Raw genomic sequence first — 21,615 nt, forward strand, 5'->3', positions numbered from 1 at the left:
AATTTCTGAATGCCTCGGCCAGATCGACCACATCCGATAGCATTGGTACCTATCTCTGTCTTCCCGCTGTTGCAAGACGTCGTCATATTCGGCTTAGCGAGCCTTCTTTTCATTTGCATCTTCGGCAGGCGGGTAGACTCGCAAACCGCCGGCAAACGAGATCGTTCGCTGGGGGAAGGGAATCTCAATGCCGGCCTCATCGAAGCGGCGTTTTACATTGGCGTAGCTGTCGCACTGCAACACGAAGCCGTTTGCAGGGCTATCTGCCCAGGCCCAGGCTCTGAGCGTGATGGAAGAGTCACCGAGCGCCGTGACTCGCACCGGGACGATCGGGGTGTTATCTCGTATCTGCTCTGCTGTGCGCTGGTCAATGATCAGCGGATGCTTGACGATTTCGTCTTGCATCATCGCCATCGCCTGCTCCAGGTCCGATGAGTAGCCGACGCCCACCTCAATGATCTTGCAGATTTTATTGTCGGTATGGTTGGCATTGACCACCACTTCACTGCTGATCTGTGAATTCGGGATAATGATTCGATTGTTCTCGGCATCTCGGAGAATGGTTTCTCGTAGCGTGATGTCTTCGACGGTTCCGGTGTAATTGCCAGAGACGGTGATGCGGTCACCGATCCGGAATGGGCGGAAGAAGACGATCATGAAACCGCTGACAATATTCCCAAGCACTTGCTGCGATGCCAGACCACCGACCAGCGTGAGAATACCGGCACCCGTCAGCAGTGAATGCCCCACGATATCGAGTTCGGGGATGCGTGTCAGGCATGCGCCAATGCCGACGCCATAGATCACGACAGAGATGAGACGCTTGGCGAAATTGAGTGCGGTCTTGTCGACAGAGGCGGTGGCCAACTTGGATGATTCCAGTCGATTGATGATCGCAATTACCGCCCAGTTCACCAGAGCCGCAATACTGATGATGGTCACCAGTATCGCTAAAAGCCGAAAGTCCGAAGGCACACTGTCGAATATTGACTTCATCTAAGAGACCCTAGCGACCAAAAAATAATGCACGGCCTTGCGGCAATCTCGAGGCCGTGCAGCCATGAAAACATTGACCGGCAGCGGCGGCTGATCAGACATGATTTTCATCCGGAATCAGCGCCAGCAGATCAGTGACACCCACCTCCTTGCCGGCCTGTGACAACAAGGTAGATGCCTGGCCGCGATGGTGGGTTTGATGATTGAAAAAATGAAGAACCAGGCTCGAATACCGCTTGTTGAAAGTCATCCCTTTGCTATTGCGATAAGTGAGAATGAGTTCCAGATCATCGCCAGACAAGCCGGCTATCCAACCGATGATCTTCTGGTCCAACCAAACTCGGCGCTCGGCCAGCCGATCGAGGTCGTCAAAGACCATCTGATCCAGACCGGTCGGCTGTGGCAGATCAATCACCTCGCGTAACGAAATCGAGCAGGCGGGATGTTCAGCAAACCTCTTGAGCCAGATGGTGTCAGCAACGAGGAGATGATTCAGCGTTCCCAGAAGGGAGCCGAAAAAGGCCCCTAGATCCTCGGCTAAATCGGTGGCAGAGAGAAGGCCCGCAGCCTCATAGACCTTCGCGTTCATCCACTGATTGTAGGAAGCCAGCAACCCAAAGTGATCTTTCAGTGTCATCACAGCGTCTTCTCGAATAGAACCGTCAGACATGAGCGCACCGGAAGACCCGAAGCCCGCGGGGTCAAAGCTCAAGCAAGGCATCCTGCGACGCTACCGCCCCTACCTGTGCATGCAGTGATGGCCGGCTGCCATCCATGCAGTAGTCCCTTGCGCGTGAATCACGGTCGTAGCGCCCTCTTGAGTACGGCCGTTGCCCGACAGTAACCAACCGTCACGTCAAGAACAACGCCAACCCAAGCGGGAGCCCCCCACCGGCCATCTTTCTTGATGTGAATGTACGCCCCGCGCCCCTCTTCACACGTTTTGCGTGCCACACCTGCCCCCATGGACAACGTGTTGTATTTACGTGATATTCGAATACCGACTCGAAAGGCGTGCGACTTTTCAGGTCGATCTCGTACCGGGTTTGGCCATCCGACAGGTGGCGGCGTTGCTCGCGGATTCGCGGAATACGCCCGAGGCAGTGTCCGCCTTCCCATCGCGTGCCGCATGCGGCACGCTGTCCGGGTGGGGCGCATGCCGCCCGCACCAACAACAATCGTTCAGCACCGATAACAACCTCACAACTTCAAGGATCTCTCCGTGACACCACGTTTCTCCGCCCCTCGCGAGCTGGCTTGTCTTGCGTTCTCCGCCGTGGCTCTGTTCGGCGCGCAACTATTCACCGCCCCCCTCGCCAGCGCCGACACCAAGACCGAAGCCGGGCAGCACGTGCGCATCGCCGTCGATGTACCCTATCCGCCGTTCGAGTATCGCAACGCCGCCGGTGAACTAGAGGGCTTCGAGATCGATCTCGGCAACATCCTGTGCCAGCGTGCCAAGCTCGACTGCGAGTGGGTGGTCCAGGGCTGGGATGGCATCATCCCTGGCCTGCTCGCGCGCAAGTACGACGCCATCATGTCGTCGATGCGCATCACCCCGGCGCGGGAGCGCCAGGTGCGATTTACCCGCCCCTATGCGATGTCGCCCAAGGTCTGGGTGGCGCGCCGCGGCGAGACGATCGATCTCGACGACCCCGCCTCGCTGAAGGGGCTGAGCGTCGGCGTCCAGCGCGGTACCACCCAGGACAACTACATCACCGAACGCTATGCCGACAAGCTCCATATCCAGCGCTACGCCACTGCAGCGGATGTGGCCCTGGACCTGGAAGCCCAACGGCTCGATCTGGCCTTCCTCAACTATCCGGTGGCGCTGGACGCGCTGGAACTCGGCAAGCCGGAAAGCCAGTACGTGCAGGTGGGGCCGCGCATCGATCAACCGGAGTCGATCTTCGGCCGCGGTAATGCCATCGCCGTGCGCCCGCGGGACAAGGCCCTGGCCGCGGCCTTCGACCAGGCGCTGGATAGCGTCTACGCCGATGGCACCTTCGTCGAGCTGATGCACCAGTACTTCGATTACGACCTGCGCCCGCCCTCGCGCAAGTGAGATCAACAGCGCCCCTGCGTTCAGGCCCATGCCAGCGCGCAGGGGCCTGAACGACAACGCCGCCGGAGAGCTCTCCGGCGGCGTTGTCGTTTGGCAGTGGCATGAACTTGGGAGTGGTGCTCAGAATTCGAGGCAAATCTTGCCAAAGTGCTTGCCCGACTCCTGATAGCGGAAGGCATCCGCAATCTCGCCGAGGCCGAAGCTGCGGTCGATGATCGGCTTGAGACCGGTGACCTCGAGGGCGCGGATCATCTCGATCTGATCCCGCCGGCTGCCGACGATCAGCCCCTGCAGCTTGGCCTGCTTGGCCATCAGCTTGGCGGTGGGCACCTCGCCGCCAACCCCGGTGAGCACGCCGATCAGCGCGATATGGCCAGCGATCGCCACGGCATCGATCGACTGCGGCAGCGTGCCGGGGCCGCCGACCTCGATCACGTGGTCGACACCGCGCCCGTCGGTGAGCGCCTGGACCCGCTTGCCCCACTCGGGCTCGTCGCGGTAGTTGATGGTGTGATCGGCGCCCAGCTCACGCAGCCGTTCGAGCTTGGCATCCGACGAGGAGGTCGCGATCACCTGCGCCCCCATCGCCTTGGCCAGTTGCAGGGCGAAGATCGACACACCGCCGCTGCCCAGGGTGAGCACGCTGTCTCCCGGCTTGAGGCTGCCGTCGACCACCAGTGCACGCCAGGCGGTAAGCCCGGCGGTGGTCAGCGTGGCGGCTTCGGCGTGGCTGTAGCCGGCCGGAGCCAGGGTGAAGTAGTGGGAGGGGCGCACCACCTGCTCGCGGGCGTAGCCATCGATGCCATCACCGGGCACGGTCTTGAAGTCACCGACTCGCGCCGGTCCTTCCAGCCATTGAGGGAAGAAAGTCGAGACTACATGATCGCCGACGGCGAACTCGTCGACACCCTCGCCGACCGCCTCGACCACCCCGGCACCGTCGGACATGGGGATACGCCCATCCTCGGTCGGCGAGACGCCGCTGGCGACAATGTAGTCATGGAAGTTGAGCGAGCTGGCGTGAATGCGCACACGAATCTCGCCCGGCCCGGGGGCGCTGGGGGCGTCAGTGGTGCCGAGTGAGAGCTTGTCGAGCCCGCCGGGCGCGGTCAGATGAACGACCTGCATGAAGTCAGCCTCCTGGTTTGGTTGACGTCTGGGAGTGGACATCGATGAACGTCCTGGCGCCAAGACCAACGGCGAAGCGCCGCCAGCCAGGCACCACCGACGATGAACCACCCCACGACGATGTGCCCCCAGTGTAGACACCTCACCCCGCACCCGCCTCACCAGTCGTCGGCGTCTTCCTGCTGGCGGGCATCGCGCTCAGCGGCCTCCTCGCGGGCGGCGTCGATCACACGCATCACGTCGCTGACATCGACCCGCGAGGCATCCGGCGTGAAGCGCCCCGTCAGCACGCTCTCCGGGTGCAGCTCGCCGGCTTCATAGGCGGCCCAGATCTCCTTGGCGTAGTCGGTCGCGAGCAGCTCAGGGGCGAAGCGGCCGAAATAGTGGCGCAGGTTGTCGACGTCGCGCACCAGCATCCAGGGCGCGTTGTTGTTGCCGGCGGCATCCACCGCCTGGGGCAGATCGATGATCACCGGCCCTTCGGCACCGACCAGGATATTGAATTCCGACAGATCGCCATGGACCAGCCCGGCGCAGAGCATGCGCACCACCTCGCCAATCAGGCGCTGGTGGTAGTCGAGCGCCTGCTCAGGGGTGAGTTCGACATCATCCAGCCGCGGGGCGACATCGCCGTCGGCATCGGCAATGCGTTCCATCAGCAGCACGCCGTCGACGAAACCGTGGGGCGTGGGCACCCGCACCCCGGCGGCGGCCAGACGGTAGAGCGCCTCGACCTCGGCATTGAGCCACGCCGACTCTTGCTCGCGCTGGCCGTAGCGGGTCTTCTTGGACATCGCCCGGGCGCGGCGGCTGTTGCGCACCTTGCGCCCCTCTTGATAGGTCACCGCCTGCTTGAAGCCGCGGCTCTTGGCCTCCTTGAAGACCTTGGCACAGCGCAGTTCGTCGCCACAGCGCACGACGAACACCTGTGCCTCCTTACCGCTCATGAGCTGGCTGACGACCTCGTCGATCAGGCCATCCTCCACCAGCGGCTGCAATCGTTTGGGTATCTTCATGCGGCCTCGCTCTCAGCGCTTTCCACAGTTATCGACCATCAGCATCGACCACCAGACGAGCACGACAGCGCCGCCCTTTCAACTTGCCGGCGTTCAATACCGCCAGGGCCCGACGCGCGAGCTCACGCTCCACCGCCACGAAGGCGACGCGATCCGTCACCTTGATCTTGCCGACCCGGCCGGCGTCGATGCCCTCGTCATCGCCGCCGCGGGTCAGGGCGCCGAGAATATCGCCGGGGCGGATCTTCTGCTGCTTGCCGGCATCGATCTCGAGGGTCGCCATGGCCGGCTGAAACGGCGTTTCGTCGCCGCCCTTGGGTAGCGGCTCGAACTCGGGCGGCTCGGCGAGCAGCGCCGCCAGCCGCTCCAGACGATGCGTCTCGCGCTCGCTCACCAGGGTGCAGGCGGTGCCCTGTTCGCCGGCGCGGCCGGTACGCCCGACCCGGTGCACGTGGGATTCGAGTTCCCGCGCGAGCTGATAGTTGAACACCGCATCGAGGGCTTCGATATCCAGACCCCGAGCCGCCACATCGGTGGCGACCAGAATCGACAGGCTGCCCTGGGCGAAGCGGATCAGCAGGCGGTCACGCTCACGCTGATCGCGCTCGCCGTGCAGCGCCTCGGCGCTGAACCCCGCCTGTGCCAGCGCCTGGGCCACCGTCTCGGTCTCCTGGCGGGTATTGCAGAAGACGATACTGGAACTGGGCCGGTAGTGGCGCAGCAGGCGCATCAGCGCCGGCAGCCGCGCGGTCTCGTCGGCGATGCGGTGGAAGTGCTGATGGATACTCTCCTGGCCGTGCGTCTCGGGCACGCTCAGGCTGACCGGGTTGCGCAGCAGGCGCTCGGCGACCGGGCGTACGGCATCGGCATAGGTGGCGCTGAACAGCAGCGTCTGCCGCGATCTCGGCGTGGCGGCGACAATCGCCTCCAGCGTCTCCTGGAAGCCCATGTCGAGCATGCGGTCGGCCTCGTCGAGCACCAGCACGCGCAGCGCATCCAGATCGAGCGCGCCCTTGCACAGATGCGCCTCGAGCCGGCCGGGGGTGCCGACCACCACATGGGCGCCGTGGGCCAGCGAGTTCAGTTGAGGGCCCATCGGTGTCCCGCCGCACAGCGTCAGGATCTTGACGTTGGCGAGCTGTCGCGCCAGCCGGCGCAGCTCTTCGGCGACCTGGTCGGCCAGCTCGCGGGTCGGGCAGAGCACCAGCGCCTGCACCTCGAAGCGCGTGATATCGAGCGCCTGGAGCAGGCCGAGGCCGAAGGCGGCGGTCTTGCCGGAGCCGGTGCGCCCCTGGCCGATCACATCGCGTCCGGCGAGGATCGCTGGCAGCGCCAGCGCCTGGATCGGGGTCATGGTGTGATAGCCCAGCGAGTCCAGGTTGTGCTTGAGCGCCGGGGTCAGCGCCAGTGCGCTGAAGTCGGTCGAGGTCGCGGTGTCGGACACGAGCGGGATTCCTGTACAGAGGGCGGATCGCGGCTTTCCCGCCGCGCGTGGCGCCGCGCAGTGGCGGTCGTCGGAGGGCGGCAGGATACCAGAGCCCGCCGCTACGCGTCGGCATCCCGCAGCGTCACTGGCACGAAAGCGTAAATAAACCTGCAACATCCCCGCCAGGTTGAGTAAAATCGCGGCCGTCGTAGACAACCTGATCGTAGACAACCTGATAGGTGTGACTGATGGGAAGGGCCTTCCAGAACCGCAAGGAATCCATGGCCAAGACGGCCGCCGCCAAGACCAAGGTGTACAGCAAGTATGGCCGCGAGATTTACGTCTGCGCCAAGTCGGGCGGTACCGACCCCCACGGCAACCTGACCCTGCGCGGCCTGATCGAGAAGGCCAAGAAGGACCAGGTGCCCTCTCACGTTATCGAGAAGGCGCTGGACAAGGCCTCCGGGGCCGGCGGCGAGGACTTCTCCACCGCCCGCTACGAAGGTTTCGGCCCGGGCAACTGCATGGTCATCGTCGACTGCCTGACCGACAACCCCAACCGCACCTACGGTGACGTGCGCGGCTGCTTCACCAAGAACAAGGCCAAGATCGGCACCCAGGGCACGGTCAGCCACATGTTCGATCACTGCGCGATCTTCGCCTTTGCCGGCGATGACGAAGAAGCGGTGCTCGAAGCGCTGATGGAAGCCGATGTCGATGTCACCGATATCGAGAGCGAAGACGGCCGTATCACCGTGTTCGCCCCGCATACCGAGTATGCCAAGGCCAAGCAAGCGCTGCTCGACGCCTTCGGCGAGATCGACTTCGAGGCCGACGAGATCCAGTTCCTGCCGCAGACGACCACGCCGCTGGAAGGCGACGACGTCGCCCAGTTCGAGAAGTTCATCGACATGCTCAACGATCTCGACGACGTCCAGAACGTCTACCACAACGCCGAGCTGCCCGAGCAAGCCTGACCCGAGCGTCTCGCCCAGGCCTGACCGAGCCGGCGCCATGCCCAACCCCCTCCGGCGAACCGAAGGGCATGGAACATGGCGCCGGCTCAGCGCATCACGGGCGTTCTTTGGAGATCTTGGCGCCGTTGAGCGAGACGCCGCCCTGGAGGCCCTGATTGTTCATGACGAACGCGATCACCTCCTGATTGGCAGTGTTGTTGGTGATCTGGCCGTTGGCGCCGATATCCGCCACCGCGACGCCGGCGCTGGCACCCACTGACCAGTCGTTGTTACTGCGCACGCGGTTGAGCGCCTTGTCGGTCATCAGCAGATAGACCACCGCCTGTGACTGAGCCCCGGCCTGGAAGCCGATCGAGCCGCTGGTGGTGGTGTAATAACCGGCCTTGCTGCCGTCCACGAGCAGTTCGCCCTCGCCATGGCTGGCGCCGACGATGAAGCTGGCACCGAGCACCCCGGGGAACACCAGCACGCCCTTGGCCTGATCCACCAGCGACCGCGACTGCGGCGCCACGCGATAGAGCCGGTCGAGGGTATTGGCTACGTCCTGATCGAGCTGACGGCGCTCGGCGCGCTGACTCTCGCGATCCTGCGGCGAGGTGGTGGTACACGCCGAGAGCAGCGTGGTGCCCAGCATGGCGGCGAGCAGCAGCACGCTGGTGCGGCTGGTGATCGTCGAGAGGGACATGAAACGTGGCATGGAGCGTGGCATGGATGAGCCTCCTGGCTTGATGACGCCAGCGGCCCGCGCGTGGGTAACGAGCGGGCCGCACCGGTAAGGGCGCCGGCGCGTCAGCGGTCTATGAAATTTCCGTGTATGACAGTGTCGTTATAGACGACCGCGGCACATTGCGCCTGTCTGTGCCTGCCTAGCGACTGGCGGATGCGGGTCCAGTCGAGACGTGTTTTCGCCTACAATGGTCACCTTTCACGCCACGATGTTGCCACTCATGAGTCACCCCACAGCCACAGTGTCATCCCCGGCGACGGCCAGCAGCGCGCCTGCCGCCGAGCCCGCGCCGGTGATCGAGATCATCGGTCTCTCCAAGCGCTACGACTCCGGTTTCGAAGCGCTCAAGCAGGTCGATCTCGAGATCCGACGTGGCGAGATCTTCGCCCTGCTCGGCCCCAACGGCGCCGGCAAGACCACCCTGATCAGCATCATCTGCGGCCTGGTCAACGCCAGCGCCGGCCAGGTGCTGGTGGATGGCCACGACAACGTCAGCGCCTACCGCGCCGCCCGCGCCAAGATCGGCCTGGTTCCGCAGGAGCTGACCAGCGACGCCTTCGAGACCGTGTGGAACACGGTGCGCTTCAGCCGCGGCCTGTTCGGGCGCAAGCCCGATGACGCCCATATCGAACGGGTGCTGAAGTCGCTGTCACTCTGGGACAAGCGCAAGAACAAGCTGATCACGCTCTCCGGCGGCATGAAGCGCCGTGTGCTGATCGCCAAGGCGCTGGCCCACGAACCCGAGATCCTGTTCCTCGACGAGCCCACCGCCGGGGTCGACGTGGCGCTGCGCCGCGACATGTGGGAGGTGGTACGGGAGCTGCGCGCCAGCGGCGTCACCATCATTCTCACCACCCACTACATCGAAGAAGCCGAGGAGATGGCGGATCGTATCGGTGTCATCAACGGTGGCGAGATCGTGCTGGTGCGGGAAAAACAGGCGCTGATGCGTCAGCTCGGCAGCAAGCAGCTCACCCTGCAGCTGCAGCAGCCGCTGGCGAGCGTGCCGCCGGCGCTTTCGCACTACCCGCTGGCGCTGGATGAAGGGGGCAGCGTGCTGGTCTACACCTACGATGCCAGTGACCCGAACGCCCAGGGGCAGGTGCCGATCAGCACCCTGCTCAACGACATCGAAGCCGCCGGCATTCGCTTCAAGGATCTGCATACCAAGCAGAGCTCACTGGAAGAGATCTTCGTCAAACTGGTCAGAGAGCGCCAATGAACCTTCAAGCCGTACGCGCCATCTACTGTTTCGAGATGGCCCGGGCCGGTCGTACCCTGCTGCAGAGCCTGGTATCGCCGGTCATCTCCACCTCGCTCTACTTCGTCGTCTTCGGCGCCGCGATCGGGTCGCGCATCCAGGAGGTCGAAGGGGTCAGCTACGGGGCCTTCATCGTGCCCGGGCTGATCATGTTGATGCTGTTGACCCAGAGCGTCTCCAACGCGTCCTTCGGGATCTTCTTCCCCAAGTTCACCGGCACCATCTACGAGGTGATGTCGGCGCCGATCTCGTACTTCGAGATCGTGCTCGGCTATGTCGGCGCTGCCGCCTCGAAGTCGGCGGTGCTGGGGCTGGTGATCCTGGGCACGGCGAACTTCTTCGTCGATCTGCACATCCTGCACCCATTCATGATGCTGCTGTTTCTGGTGCTCACCGCGATCACCTTCAGCCTGCTCGGCTTCATCATCGGCATCTGGGCGGACAGCTTCGAGAAGCTGCAGCTGGTGCCGCTGCTGATCATCACCCCGCTGACCTTCCTCGGCGGCAGCTTCTACTCGATCGACATGCTGCCCAGCGTGTGGCAGGCGGTCACCCTGGCCAACCCGGTGGTCTACCTGGTCAGCGGCTTCCGCTGGAGCTTCTACGGCATCAGCGACGTCAGCGTGGTCGCGAGCCTGGTCATGGTATTCGTGTTCCTCGGCGTCAGCCTGGCGGTGGTCAACTGGATCTTCCGCACCGGCTACCGCCTGCGTCCGTGATCGCCTGAGCCACCCGAGTCACGGGGCTGCCACGGCGGCCCCCCAAGAGTCACGCACCGCGCCGAGGTCCCCATGCCGATACTTCAAGCCTGTGCCTATCGCATCGACAAGCACGGCGACGACAGCCCCGCGACGCTCACCGCCGGCGAGGCGCTGGCCGCCAGCGAGGCCGCGGAGTCGCTGCTGGCCGCGTTCAACCAGAGCTTTCACGCCAAGCCCAAGGCGTGGGGGCACTTTGTGGAACAGCCAGGAGAGGAAGCGGACACGCAGGCCGCAACGGACGCCGACGATGAGAGCGAGGTCGTACCCTTCGCCGCCGACACCCAGGCCGCCGCGCCAGCGCCCTCGCGTTTCGCCGCGTCGCTGACACGCTATCGTCGTGGCGAGCTGAACTTCACCGACTTCACCACCCAGACCGCGCAGGACCTATTGGTGCTGGTCGACGCCCAGCTCTCCGTCGGCGGCCAGCTATGGTGCGTGCACAATCGCCAGGGCGAGACCGAGTTTCTGACCCTGGCGCTGCTGCACCAGCGCCGCGGTTATGGCTTCGATGCCGCCGGCCAGGTCGTCGAGGTCGACCAGCTCAACCTCGGCCAGCTGATGCTGGCGGCACGGATCGACCTGACCCAATGGCAGCGCGGCGAGTCGCGCCAGTACATCGCCCACGTGCAGGATCGCGGCAGCAAGAAGACCGGCGAAGCCTTTCGTGAGTGGCTCGGCTGCCGCGAAGGGGTCGATGCCAGCGCCGAGACCCGCACCCTGCTCAAGGCCTTCAGCGACTACGTCGAGCACGAAGATCTCAACGAAGAGGCCAGCCGCGAGAAGACCTCCACCCTGATCGACTACGCCAACGCCCAGGCCAAGCGCGGCGAACCGATCACCCTGGACGAACTCTCCGAGCTGGTCGACGAAACCCAGCCCAAGGCGTTCTACGACTACATCCGCAACCAGGATTACGGGCTGGCCGCCGAGATTCCGCCGGACAAGCGCACCCTGCAGCAGTTCAAGCGCTTCACCGGCCGTGCCACCGGCGTCTCGATCAGTTTCGACTCGCACCTGCTGGGCAACAGCATCGAGTATGACGAAGAGCGCGAGCGCCTGATCATCAAGCAGATCCCGGGGCAGTTGAAGGATCAGATCAAGCAGCGCGGTCAGTAGTCTCCATTCGCCCTTCGAGATCAGACCAGAGCCACCCAAGTCTGCCCCGCAGCCCGCCTTCGTGGGGGGCTGCGGGCATCCCCACCGCCTGATACGCGCCTGCACCGCACACCGCCCCTCTGCGCCATGCCCTTATCTGACAACCGCGCCTGCAAACCGCCTGTCACGGTGCCTGATCTCTCGATCGTCATCGCCTCTCTTCGCGCGTCCTTGCGCATCGAGGCGCGCAATAGTTCGCAAACTACTTAATTAAACTTGTCTTAAATTAGAATTAAATTCCGCCGATATAAACCTCGACGCAGCAGGTCCATGCCGCGTGCCGCCTATTCAAGGGCATAACCAGAGGCGTATCCATTCGGGGGAACGAATATGAGAAGTGCGCTACATAGCGTCAAGGCCCGGCTATGCCTGGGCTTGGGGTTGATTATCCTGCTGCTGATCGCGATCGGCGTGCAAGGCGTTCTCAGCAATCGCCAGACCCATCAAGCCATGCAGAGCATCGTCGAAGACAACACCCAGACGATGATCACGCTCGCTTCGGTCAGGGCCGCGATCGCCGACAATCGCACTATCTTCGCCAAGGTCGGCGGCGCCACGCCGACCCCGGCACAGAGCCAGATGATCGCCGAGAATCGTCAGCGCGCCGACGAAGCGTGGGGCCACTACTACCCCGAGCTCGCCACCACTGAGGTCGAGCAGCAGCTATCGCGCACCTATCTCGATACCTTGACCAAGCTGCGCCAACTGGTCGACAGCGGCGCCGAAGAAGCCGAAATCGACGCCACCTACACCCAGATCTACAAGACCGTGACCGAGCTCTACCGGCTGGCGCGTGAGACCACGCTGGCGGAGTATGAGAAAAGCGTGGCGGATTACCGCACCAGCCTTTACGTGGTCTTCGGGGCCATCGGCGTGAGTCTGCTGCTGGCCATCGCCCTAGGCGTGTGGCTGGCCCGCGGCATCCTGCGCCCGCTCAAGGAGGCCACCGACTTCTCCACCGCCCTGGCCGAGGGCGATCTGGGCGTGCGTCTCGACGCCCGCTACCGTGACGAGTTCGGACGCATGCTGGACGCCATGGCCGCCATGCGCGACAAGCTCACCGGCGTCATCAGCGAAGTTGCGAACAACGCACGCACCGTGGAGTCGATCTCCGCCGAACTGGCCGCGAGTAACGAGAACTTGAGCCAGCGCACCCAGGAGCAGGCCGCCAGCCTGCAGGAGACCGCCTCGGCACTGGAGCAGATCACCAATACCGTCAGCCAGAACGCCGACAACGCCGGCCAGGCCGACACCCTCGCCAGCGAGGTGAGCAGCCAGGCCAAGCAGGGCGGCGACGTGGTCGACGAGGCGATCGGCGCGATGCGCGAGATCGATGCCTCCAGCAAGCAGATCTCCAATATCATCGGCATGATCGACGAGATCGCCTTCCAGACCAACCTGCTCGCGCTCAACGCCTCGGTGGAGGCCGCACGTGCCGGTGAACAGGGCCGCGGCTTCGCCGTGGTCGCTCAGGAAGTGCGCCAGCTGGCCAGCCGCAGTGCCGACGCCGCCGGCGAGATCAAGCAGCTGGTCTCCGAAAGTGCCCAGCGCGTGGCGCGCGGCTCCGAACTGGTCAACCGCTCCGGCGAGACCCTGGCGCAGATCGTCACCAACGTCGAGAAGGTCACCGACCTGGTTTCCGAGATCGCCGTCGCCAGCCGCGAACAGTCCACCGGCATCCAGCAGATCAACCTGGCGGTGGGCGAGATGGATAGCGTCACCCAGCAGAACGCGACCCTGGTCGAGGAGTCGACCACTGTCACCGGCAACCTGCAGAACCAGGCCGAGATGCTGGCCCAGGAGATCAGCTTCTTCCGCGGCTATGCCAACGGTGAAGCGTCACCGCGCCATAGCCGGGCCCCCCTCCTCTCGCCGACGGTCAAGCCACGTCAATCCCAGCATCAACCGCAACCGCGTCACACTTCCCAGGACGTGGAGGAGTGGAGCAGCTTCTAACGCCAGCCGGCTCCAGCCGAGTATCGCCCGACAACCGGGCGATACTCGGGCCTCTGCTCTCTCCTCCTCACCCCACCTCATTCCCCTCATCACTGCCTGTTCTTGCTTTTCTTTACGCACTTCCTTGGCGCCATCAGCAAGCGGTGTCTCCCGCCTTCAGCATATCCCTGAACACCATCCTATTGATAACCAACATTTTAATTAAAAACATTATTTAGACACCACTCAATCATGCGTATCTAAAAAATAAATTGTCTTAACAATACCAATCGCCCCAATGAAATTTTAGATAAATAAAAATTCAACATGGTCGATAACTCTTCTGCGCGGCAACTCCCTGCCGCGACCTGCCTGCCTACCGAGCTACCCAGATGGGGAAACGAATATGAAAAGTGCGCTATATAGCGTCAAGGCCCGCCTGTGCCTGGGGCTGGGATTGATCATCTTGTTGCTGGTCGCCATCGGCGTGCAGAGCGTCTTGAGTAATCGTCAGACCCAGGAGGCGATGCGCTCCATCGTCGAGGTGAACGTTCAGGCGATGATCCGGCTCACCACGCTTAGAGCCACCGTCAGCGACAACCGCACGATCTTTGCGCTGGCTGGTAACGGGGAACTCACCGAAGCGCAGCGTAGCGAGGTGGAGTACAACCGCCAGCGGGCCAATAGCGCTTGGGAGAGCTACTATCCCGACTTGATCACCGGCGATGACCAGCGTCAGCAGGCGGAAACCTTCATCGAGCAGTTGCACACCCTGCGCAATTTGCTGGATAGCGGCCAGGTCGATGAGAGCGAGATGCGGCAAGACTTCGCCGATCTCTACGACACCATCACCGCCCTCTACCGCTCCACGCGATCGGTCATGCTGGCCAACTATCAGCAGAGCATGGTGGACTATCAGCGCGGTCTAATGATCGTCATCGGCGTCATGCTGGCCGCACTGCTGGTCGCGATTGCCATCGGTTGGTGGTTGGCCCGCGGTATCCTGCGCCCGCTCCAGGAGGCCACCGACTTCTCCACCGCCCTCGCCGAAGGCAACCTGGGCGTGCGCCTGAGCACCCGCTATCGCGACGAGTTCGGGCGCATGCTGGATGCCATGGCCACCATGCGCGACAAGCTCTCCGGGGTGATTCGCGAGGTGACGCAAAACGCCCGCACCGTGGAGTCGATCTCAGGGGAGCTGGTGGCGAGCAACGAGAACCTGAGTCAGCGCACCCAGGAGCAGGCCGCCAGCCTGCAGGAGACCGCCTCGGCGCTGGAGCAGATCACCAATACCGTCAGCCAGAACGCCGACAACGCCGGCCAAGCCGACACCCTCGCCAGTGAGGTGAGCACGCAGGCCAAGCAGGGCGGCGACGTGGTCGACGAGGCGATCGGCGCGATGCGCGAGATCGACGCCTCCAGCAAGCAGATCTCCAGTATCATCGGCATGATCGACCAGATCGCCTTCCAGACCAACCTGCTCGCGCTCAACGCCTCGGTGGAGGCCGCGCGTGCCGGTGAACAGGGCCGCGGCTTCGCCGTGGTCGCCCAGGAGGTGCGCCAACTCGCCAGCCGCAGTGCCGACGCCGCCGGAGAGATCAAACAGCTGGTCTCCGAAAGCGCCCAGCGCGTGGCGCGCGGCTCCGAACTGGTCAATCGCTCCGGTGAGACCCTGGCGCAGATCGTCACCAACGTCGAGAAGGTCACCGACCTGGTTTCCGAGATCGCCGTCGCCAGCCGCGAGCAGTCCACCGGCATCCAGCAGATCAACCTGGCGGTGGGCGAGATGGATAGCGTCACCCAGCAGAACGCCACCCTGGTCGAGGAGTCGACCACCGTGACCACCAGCCTGAAGGACCAAGCCGGGCTGCTGGCGCAGGAGGTCAGCTTCTTCCGCGGCTATGAAGATGGCGCGCGTAACGCCGCCAGCCGCGCGGTCAACAAGGCCACGGCCAAACTGGCCTCACCGCAGCCCCTGGTGGCCCCGGCCAAGCGTCAGCCCTCGCGTCAGACGTCCGAAGACGTCGAGGAGTGGAGCAGCTTCTAACGCCAGCAGCCTCCCCCACCTATCGCCCGACGATTGGGCGATAGGTGGCCTCTCAGCCCCCTCATCTCCTCACGGCCTGTTCTCGTTTTCCACGCGCCTGCGTAGCCGCATCGACACGCCGCTTCTCCTGCATTCGACGTCTCCATAACTTTCATCTTCTTGATCAACGACATGCTGGAAAACAATCTTTTAGTTAAGAACCATAAAAAATAAAAACATCTAATACAGAATGAATTTATTGATTGAACTTCAGCTCAATAACAATTAAACACGGCCGATAACCCTTGTACGCTGCAACTCCCTGCCGCGTGCTGCCTGCCTGTCAGACTATTCATATGGGGAAACGAACATGAGAAGTGCGCTACATAGCGTCAAGGCCCGTCTATGTATGGGACTGGGATTGATCATTCTGCTACTGGTCGCGATCGGCATGCTGGGTGTCTTGAACAATCGTGAGGCCCAGGAGACGATGCACGCGATCGTCGAGGATAACGTTCAGTCGATGATCGAACTCTCCACCGTCAGAGCCGCGGTCAGCGACAACCGCACTCTTTTTGCGCTGTCCGGCAACCAGGAACTCTCCGCAGCGCAGCGTCGCGAGATAGATGCCAACCGCCAGCGGGCCGATGCCGCCTGGGGGCGCTATGCATTAGTCTCCGGTGATGCACAGAAGCAAAAGGCGCAAACCTTTATCCAGGCACTAGAAACTCAACGCAACTTGCTGGATAGCGGTCACGCCGATGAGAGCGCGATAAGTCAGAGCTACGCCAATGTCTACGACTCGATCACCGCCCTCTACCGCTCGGAGCGCGCAGAGACACTGGCGAACTATCAGCAGAGCATTAAGAGCTACCAGCGCAACCGCACGATCGTCATCGGCGTCATTCTGGTGGCACTGGTGATCGCGATAGCCATCGGCTGGTGGTTGGCCCGCGGCATCCTGCGCCCGCTCCAGGAGGCCACCGACTTCTCCACGGCCCTCGCCGAGGGCAACCTGGGCGTACGCCTGAGCAACCGCTATCGCGACGAGTTCGGGCACATGCTGGATGCCATGGCCGCCATGCGTGACAAGCTCACCGGGGTGATCGCCGAGGTAGCCAACAATGCGCGCACCGTGGAGTCGATCTCCGGAGAGCTGGTGGCGAGCAACGAGAATCTGAGCCAACGTACCCAGGAGCAGGCCGCCAGCCTGCAGGAGACCGCCTCGGCGCTGGAGCAGATCACCAATACCGTCAGCCAGAACGCCGACAACGCCGGCCAGGCCGACACCCTCGCCAGCGACGTGAGCACTCAGGCCAAGCAGGGCGGCAACGTGGTCGAGGAGGCGATCGGCGCGATGCGCGAGATCGACACCTCCAGCAAGGAGATATCCAACATCATCGGCATGATCGATGAGATCGCCTTCCAGACCAATCTGCTCGCACTCAACGCCTCGGTGGAGGCCGCGCGTGCCGGTGAACAGGGCCGCGGCTTCGCCGTGGTCGCCCAGGAGGTACGCCAGCTGGCCAGCCGCAGTGCCGACGCCGCCGGTGAGATCAAGCAGCTGGTCTCCGAAAGCGCCCAGCGCGTGGCGCGTGGCTCCGAACTGGTCAATCGCTCCGGCGAGACCCTGGCGCAGATCGTCACCAGCGTCGCGAAAGTCACCGATCTGGTCTCCGAGATCGCCATCGCCAGCCGTGAGCAGTCCACCGGCATCCAGCAGATCAACCTGGCGGTGGGTGAGATGGATAGCGTCACCCAGCAGAACGCGACCCTGGTCGAGGAGTCGACCACCGTGACCGCCAGCCTGAAGGACCAGGCCGAGCTGCTAGCCCAGGAGGTCAGCTTCTTCCGCGGTTACGACAACAGTGTCGCGTCGCCGCACGATCACCGGGCCGCCCTCCTCTCGCCGACGGTCAAGTCTCGTCAACCACAGCCGCAGCCGCGTCACACTGCTCAGGACGTAGAGGCGTGGAGCAGCTTCTAACGCCGCCCCTCTCACCAGCGTCTCGCCCGACAATCGGGCGAGACGTGGGCCTCTCTTCTCCCCTCCACTCGTCCCCTCCCTTGCATCACTCCCTGCTCTTGCTTTTCTTCACGCACCTCTGTGGCAACGTCAGCAAGCGGATTCTCCTGCATTCAGCGTATCCCGGATATGCTGTCTTCTTGATAATGAAATTTTAAATTAAAGTCTAATTTAGATAACACCAAACAAATAATAACTAAAAAGCTTCTTCAATCGAGACGAACCGCCCCACTTAAACTTTAGGTTAATCTTAATTTAACATGGTCGATAAGCCTCATACGCGGCAACTCACTGCCACGCGAAGCCTGCCTAGCAGGCGATCAACATGAGGGGAACGAACATGAGAAGAGCGCTACATAGCGTCAAGGCCCGTCTGTGTCTGGGATTGGGGCTGATCATCCTGCTACTGGTCGCGATCGGCTTGCAGGGGGTCTTGAGCAATCGCCAGACCCAGGCGGCGATGCACGCGATCGTCGAGAATAACGTTCAGTCGATGATCGATCTCACCATTGTCAGATCCTCTATCAGCGACAATCGCACGATCTTTGCGCTGTCCGGCAACGGGGAGCTCTCCGCAGAGCAACGCCAAAAGATAGACGCCAATCGCAAGCTTGCCGATGCCGCCTGGGGTAGGTACTACCCCGCCCTGATCAGCAGTGATGAACAACGCACAGTGGCGACGAACTTCATAAAGGCGCTGGAAGTCCAGCGCAGCTTGCTGGATAGCGGTCAGGCCGAGGAGAGCGCGATACGTCAGAGCTACACCCATGTCTACGACTCGATCACCGCCCTCTACAGCTCAGAGCAAGCAGAGACGCAAGCGGCCTATCAGCAGAGCGTGAAGAATTACCAGAGCAGCCGCACGCTCATCATCGGCGTCATTCTGGTGGCACTGCTGATCGCGATCGCCATCGGCTGGTGGCTGGCCCGCGGCATCCTGCGCCCGCTCAAGGAAGCCACCGATTTCTCCACCGCCCTGGCCGAGGGCAATCTGGGCGTACGCCTGAGCAGCCGCTATCGCGACGAGTTCGGGCGCATGCTGGATGCCATGGCCGCTATGCGCGACAAGCTCACCGGCGTGATCGCCGAGGTAGCCAACAATGCGCGCACCGTGGAGTCGATCTCCGGGGAGCTGGTGGCGAGCAACGAGAACCTGAGCCAGCGCACTCAGGAGCAGGCCGCCAGCCTGCAGGAGACCGCCTCGGCGCTGGAGCAGATCACCAATACCGTCAGCCAGAACGCCGACAATGCCGGTCAGGCCGATACTCTCGCCAGTGAGGTGAGCAGCCAGGCCAAGCAGGGTGGCGACGTGGTCGACGAGGCGATCGGCGCGATGCGCGAGATCGATGCCTCCAGCAAGCAGATCTCCAACATCATCGGCATGATCGATGAGATCGCCTTCCAGACCAACCTGCTTGCGCTCAACGCCTCGGTGGAGGCCGCGCGTGCCGGTGAACAGGGTCGCGGCTTCGCCGTGGTCGCTCAGGAAGTGCGCCAACTCGCCAGCCGCAGTGCCGATGCCGCCGGCGAGATCAAGCAGTTGGTCTCCGAAAGTGCCCAGCGCGTGGCGCGTGGCTCCGAACTGGTCAATCGCTCCGGCGAGACTCTGGCGAAGATCGTCACCAACGTCGAGAAGGTCACCGACCTGGTTTCCGAGATCGCCGTCGCCAGCCGCGAGCAGTCCACCGGCATCCAGCAGATCAACCTGGCAGTGGGCGAGATGGACAGCGTCACCCAGCAGAACGCCACCCTGGTCGAGGAGTCGACCACGGTCACCGGTAACCTGAAGGAGCAGGCCGAACTGCTGGCGCAGGAGGTCAGCTTCTTCCGCGGCTACGAAGACAGTGCACAGAAGAGTATCGCCAGCCGCGCGGTCGACAAGGCCACCACCGCGCTGGCCTCGCCATCGCCCCGGTCGGCCTCGACCAAGCGCCATCCCCCGCGCCAGACGTCCGGAGACGTCGAGGAGTGGAGCAGCTTCTAACGCTTGCAGTCACCACCGGTGCATCGTTCGATAAATCGAGCGATGCGCCCTAATTCTAATGCACCGCTCGGCTAGCCACGCCCCAGAGGATCATGCATCCCATTCGGCCTCATCGGCGCCGCCTATCAGAGCATCAAGCAGATCTCAGCGCCAGAAAACATTACATAATAAAACCATGCAAACACGAAAAAAATCGAATCCTGCGAATTTCGTTCAATCCCGCCCGAATTTCGCCGATAGCGACAGATGGACCGTGTCATCTGCCCTACCGGGATGGCACCCATGGATGGCAATAGAACAGCGAGGAAGTACAGATGTTAGGGATAACCAGAAGCGTCAAGGCCAGGCTGGTCGTGGCACTGGGGGTGTTGATCGCCCTCCTGATCGCGGTCGGCGTGCAGGGGGTCTTGAGCAACCGTCAGACCCAGACCTCAATGCACTCGATCGTCGAGAAGAACGTTCAGTCGATGATCGAACTCTCCACGGTTCGGGCGGCCACCGGTGACAACCGCACCATTTTCGCCAAAATCGATGGCAACAACTTCTCCGACGCCCAGCGCCAGGAGATCGAGAAGAACCGCAAGCGCGCCGATGATGCCTGGGACCGCTACTCCCCCGGCTTGATCTCCAACGACGCCGAGCGTCAGTTGGCCACCACCTACACCCAGCAGCGCCAGGCGCTACGCGATCTGCTCGATAGCGGCAGCGCCAGCGATACTCAGATCGACGCAAGCTACACGAACCTCTACGACACCATCACCCAGCTCTACCGCTCGTCGCGAGCAGCGACGCTGTCTGACTATCAGCAGAGCGTGGCGGACTATCAGACCAGCCGCACGATCATCATCGCCGCCATCCTGGTCGCGCTGGTGATCGCTACCGCCATCGGCTGGTGGCTGGCCCGCGGTATCCTGCGCCCGCTCCAGGAAGCCACCGATTTCTCCACCGCCCTGGCCGAGGGCAACCTGGGCGTACGCCTGAGCACCCGCTATCGCGACGAGTTCGGACGCATGCTGGATGCCATGGCTGCCATGCGCGACAAGCTCACCGGGGTGATCGCCGAGGTAGCCAACAATGCGCGCACCGTGGAGTCGATCTCCGGGGAGCTGGTGGCCAGCAACGAGAACCTGAGTCAACGCACCCAGGAGCAGGCCGCCAGCCTGCAGGAGACCGCCTCGGCGCTGGAGCAGATCACCAATACCGTCAGCCAGAACGCCGACAACGCGGGCCAGGCCGACACTCTCGCCAGTGAAGTGAGCACCCAGGCCAAGCAGGGCGGCGACGTGGTCGACGAGGCGATCGGCGCGATGCGCGAGATCGACGCCTCCAGCAAGGAGATCTCCAACATCATCGGCATGATCGATGAGATCGCCTTCCAGACCAATCTGCTTGCACTCAACGCCTCGGTGGAGGCCGCGCGTGCCGGTGAACAGGGCCGCGGCTTCGCCGTGGTCGCCCAGGAAGTGCGCCAGCTGGCCAGCCGCAGTGCCGACGCCGCCGGCGAGATCAAGCAGCTGGTCTCCGAAAGCGCCCAGCGCGTGGCGCGCGGTTCCGAGCTGGTCAACCGCTCCGGTGAGACCCTGTCGCAGATCGTCACCAACGTCGAGAAGGTCACCGACCTGGTTTCCGAGATCGCCGTCGCCAGTCGCGAGCAGTCCACCGGTATCCAGCAGATCAACCTGGCGGTGGGCGAGATGGATAGCGTCACCCAGCAGAACGCCACCCTGGTCGAGGAGTCGACCACCGTGACCACCAGCCTGAAGGATCAGGCCGAGCTGCTGGCGCAGGAGGTCAGCTTCTTCCGCGGCTATGAAGACGGCGCGCGTAACGCCGCCAGCCGCGCGGTCGACAAGGCCACGGCCAAGCTGGCCTCACCGCAGCCCCAGGTGGCTCCGGCCAAGCGTCAGCCCTCGCGTCAGACGTCCGAAGACGTCGAGGAGTGGAGCAGCTTCTGACCCTGCCGGGTTCGTCGTACCACTATCAAGGCCCCGTCATCGATGATGACGGGGCCTTTTTGCAGCGGGTAGTCGGCGACACGCCTCGCGCTTCCCGGCGCGAATTTCGCGGGCCACCGGTGCCGGGTATGGCCCATAAGGAATGGCCTGCGCAAAACGGCCCCGTCCTAAGGGACG

16 protein-coding genes are annotated in these 21,615 nt (G+C 63.1%); 10 read left to right on the forward strand and 6 right to left on the reverse strand.

All coding sequences use genetic code 11. From position 1 onward, the window contains the following. Positions 1-93: 93 nt before the first annotated feature. Both DOM67_RS07195 and DOM67_RS07200 read right to left on the reverse strand, forming a co-directional pair. Positions 94-996, reverse strand: a complete 903-nt coding sequence (locus tag DOM67_RS07195) for a mechanosensitive ion channel family protein (RefSeq protein ID WP_110674956.1) — start codon at positions 994-996, stop codon at positions 94-96. 94 nt (positions 997-1,090) lie between these two features. Next, entirely contained in the window at positions 1,091-1,708 is a 618-nt protein-coding gene (locus tag DOM67_RS07200) for a DinB family protein (RefSeq protein ID WP_348627295.1), read from the reverse strand. Between the two features lie 510 nt (positions 1,709-2,218). Here DOM67_RS07200 and DOM67_RS07205 point away from each other — a divergent pair. After that, positions 2,219-3,061, forward strand: a complete 843-nt coding sequence (locus tag DOM67_RS07205) for a transporter substrate-binding domain-containing protein (RefSeq protein ID WP_232825168.1) — start codon at positions 2,219-2,221, stop codon at positions 3,059-3,061. Between the two features lie 120 nt (positions 3,062-3,181). On the opposite strand, the gene DOM67_RS07210 is transcribed toward DOM67_RS07205, so the two are convergent. From DOM67_RS07210 to dbpA, 3 genes are all read right to left on the reverse strand, one after another. Continuing rightward, entirely contained in the window at positions 3,182-4,189 is a 1,008-nt protein-coding gene (locus tag DOM67_RS07210; RefSeq protein WP_110674958.1) for an NAD(P)-dependent alcohol dehydrogenase, read from the reverse strand. A 158-nt stretch (positions 4,190-4,347) separates the two neighbouring features. Further along, positions 4,348-5,205, reverse strand: coding sequence for a PA4780 family RIO1-like protein kinase (locus tag DOM67_RS07215; RefSeq protein WP_110674959.1), 858 nt, complete (start codon positions 5,203-5,205; stop codon positions 4,348-4,350). Between the two features lie 28 nt (positions 5,206-5,233). Further along, positions 5,234-6,649 (reverse strand): ATP-dependent RNA helicase DbpA, encoded by a 1,416-nt coding sequence (gene dbpA / locus DOM67_RS07220; RefSeq protein ID WP_232825169.1) that lies wholly within the window; start codon positions 6,647-6,649, stop codon positions 5,234-5,236. Positions 6,650-6,879: 230 nt separating this feature from the next. Between dbpA and DOM67_RS07225 the strand changes: the two genes are divergently transcribed. Further along, positions 6,880-7,608: a YebC/PmpR family DNA-binding transcriptional regulator gene (locus DOM67_RS07225; protein ID WP_110674961.1), complete on the forward strand. Its 729-nt coding sequence runs from the start codon at positions 6,880-6,882 to the stop codon at positions 7,606-7,608. 94 nt (positions 7,609-7,702) lie between these two features. Here DOM67_RS07225 and DOM67_RS07230 read toward each other — a convergent pair whose 3' ends face one another. Next, positions 7,703-8,317 (reverse strand): lipid-binding SYLF domain-containing protein, encoded by a 615-nt coding sequence (locus DOM67_RS07230; protein ID WP_198651748.1) that lies wholly within the window; start codon positions 8,315-8,317, stop codon positions 7,703-7,705. Positions 8,318-8,555: 238 nt separating this feature from the next. Here DOM67_RS07230 and DOM67_RS07235 point away from each other — a divergent pair, with 238 nt between their 5' ends. From DOM67_RS07235 to DOM67_RS07270, 8 genes are all read left to right on the forward strand, one after another. After that, positions 8,556-9,557, forward strand: a complete 1,002-nt coding sequence (locus DOM67_RS07235; protein ID WP_110675304.1) for an ABC transporter ATP-binding protein — start codon at positions 8,556-8,558, stop codon at positions 9,555-9,557. Then, the gene (locus DOM67_RS07240) at positions 9,554-10,315 is read left to right on the forward strand and encodes an ABC transporter permease (protein WP_110674962.1); all 762 of its coding nucleotides are present in this window, start codon (positions 9,554-9,556) and stop codon (positions 10,313-10,315) included. Before DOM67_RS07235 ends, DOM67_RS07240 begins: the two co-directional genes overlap by 4 nt. 72 nt (positions 10,316-10,387) lie before the next feature. Further along, positions 10,388-11,473 carry a nucleoid-associated protein gene (locus tag DOM67_RS07245; protein WP_110674963.1) on the forward strand — a complete coding sequence of 362 codons (1,086 nt, stop codon included), beginning with the start codon at positions 10,388-10,390 and terminating at the stop codon, positions 11,471-11,473. A 369-nt stretch (positions 11,474-11,842) separates the two neighbouring features. After that, positions 11,843-13,468: a methyl-accepting chemotaxis protein gene (locus tag DOM67_RS07250; RefSeq protein WP_110674964.1), complete on the forward strand. Its 1,626-nt coding sequence runs from the start codon at positions 11,843-11,845 to the stop codon at positions 13,466-13,468. Between the two features lie 385 nt (positions 13,469-13,853). Then, on the forward strand, positions 13,854-15,494 hold the full coding sequence (locus tag DOM67_RS07255; RefSeq protein WP_110674965.1) for a methyl-accepting chemotaxis protein: 1,641 nt from the start codon (positions 13,854-13,856) through the stop codon (positions 15,492-15,494). A gap of 349 nt (positions 15,495-15,843) precedes the next feature. After that, the gene (locus DOM67_RS07260; RefSeq protein ID WP_110674966.1) at positions 15,844-17,460 is read left to right on the forward strand and encodes a methyl-accepting chemotaxis protein; all 1,617 of its coding nucleotides are present in this window, start codon (positions 15,844-15,846) and stop codon (positions 17,458-17,460) included. 379 nt (positions 17,461-17,839) lie between these two features. After that, entirely contained in the window at positions 17,840-19,483 is a 1,644-nt protein-coding gene (locus DOM67_RS07265) for a methyl-accepting chemotaxis protein (protein WP_198651749.1), read from the forward strand. A 314-nt stretch (positions 19,484-19,797) separates the two neighbouring features. After that, positions 19,798-21,438, forward strand: a complete 1,641-nt coding sequence (locus DOM67_RS07270; RefSeq protein WP_110674968.1) for a methyl-accepting chemotaxis protein — start codon at positions 19,798-19,800, stop codon at positions 21,436-21,438. Positions 21,439-21,615 lie beyond the last annotated feature (177 nt).

This window comes from Salinicola sp. RZ23 (assembly GCF_003206675.1).
In the GTDB taxonomy this organism is placed as follows: domain Bacteria; phylum Pseudomonadota; class Gammaproteobacteria; order Pseudomonadales; family Halomonadaceae; genus Salinicola; species Salinicola endophyticus.

Bases quoted from the DNA above. Each gene is read 5' to 3' on its own strand.
- DOM67_RS07195 (WP_110674956.1), bottom strand. From the start codon at position 996: ATGAAGTCAATATTCGACAGTGTGCCTTCGGACTTTCGGCTTTTAGCG.
- DOM67_RS07210 (WP_110674958.1), bottom strand. From the start codon at position 4,189: ATGCAGGTCGTTCATCTGACCGCGCCCGGCGGGCTCGACAAGCTCTCA.
- DOM67_RS07215 (WP_110674959.1), bottom strand. From the start codon at position 5,205: ATGAAGATACCCAAACGATTGCAGCCGCTGGTGGAGGATGGCCTGATC.
- DOM67_RS07225 (WP_110674961.1), top strand. From the start codon at position 6,880: ATGGGAAGGGCCTTCCAGAACCGCAAGGAATCCATGGCCAAGACGGCC.
- DOM67_RS07230 (WP_198651748.1), bottom strand. From the start codon at position 8,317: ATGCCACGCTCCATGCCACGTTTCATGTCCCTCTCGACGATCACCAGC.
- DOM67_RS07235 (WP_110675304.1), top strand. From the start codon at position 8,556: ATGAGTCACCCCACAGCCACAGTGTCATCCCCGGCGACGGCCAGCAGC.
- DOM67_RS07240 (WP_110674962.1), top strand. From the start codon at position 9,554: ATGAACCTTCAAGCCGTACGCGCCATCTACTGTTTCGAGATGGCCCGG.
- DOM67_RS07245 (WP_110674963.1), top strand. From the start codon at position 10,388: ATGCCGATACTTCAAGCCTGTGCCTATCGCATCGACAAGCACGGCGAC.
- DOM67_RS07250 (WP_110674964.1), top strand. From the start codon at position 11,843: ATGAGAAGTGCGCTACATAGCGTCAAGGCCCGGCTATGCCTGGGCTTG.
- DOM67_RS07255 (WP_110674965.1), top strand. From the start codon at position 13,854: ATGAAAAGTGCGCTATATAGCGTCAAGGCCCGCCTGTGCCTGGGGCTG.
- DOM67_RS07260 (WP_110674966.1), top strand. From the start codon at position 15,844: ATGAGAAGTGCGCTACATAGCGTCAAGGCCCGTCTATGTATGGGACTG.
- DOM67_RS07265 (WP_198651749.1), top strand. From the start codon at position 17,840: ATGAGAAGAGCGCTACATAGCGTCAAGGCCCGTCTGTGTCTGGGATTG.
- DOM67_RS07270 (WP_110674968.1), top strand. From the start codon at position 19,798: ATGTTAGGGATAACCAGAAGCGTCAAGGCCAGGCTGGTCGTGGCACTG.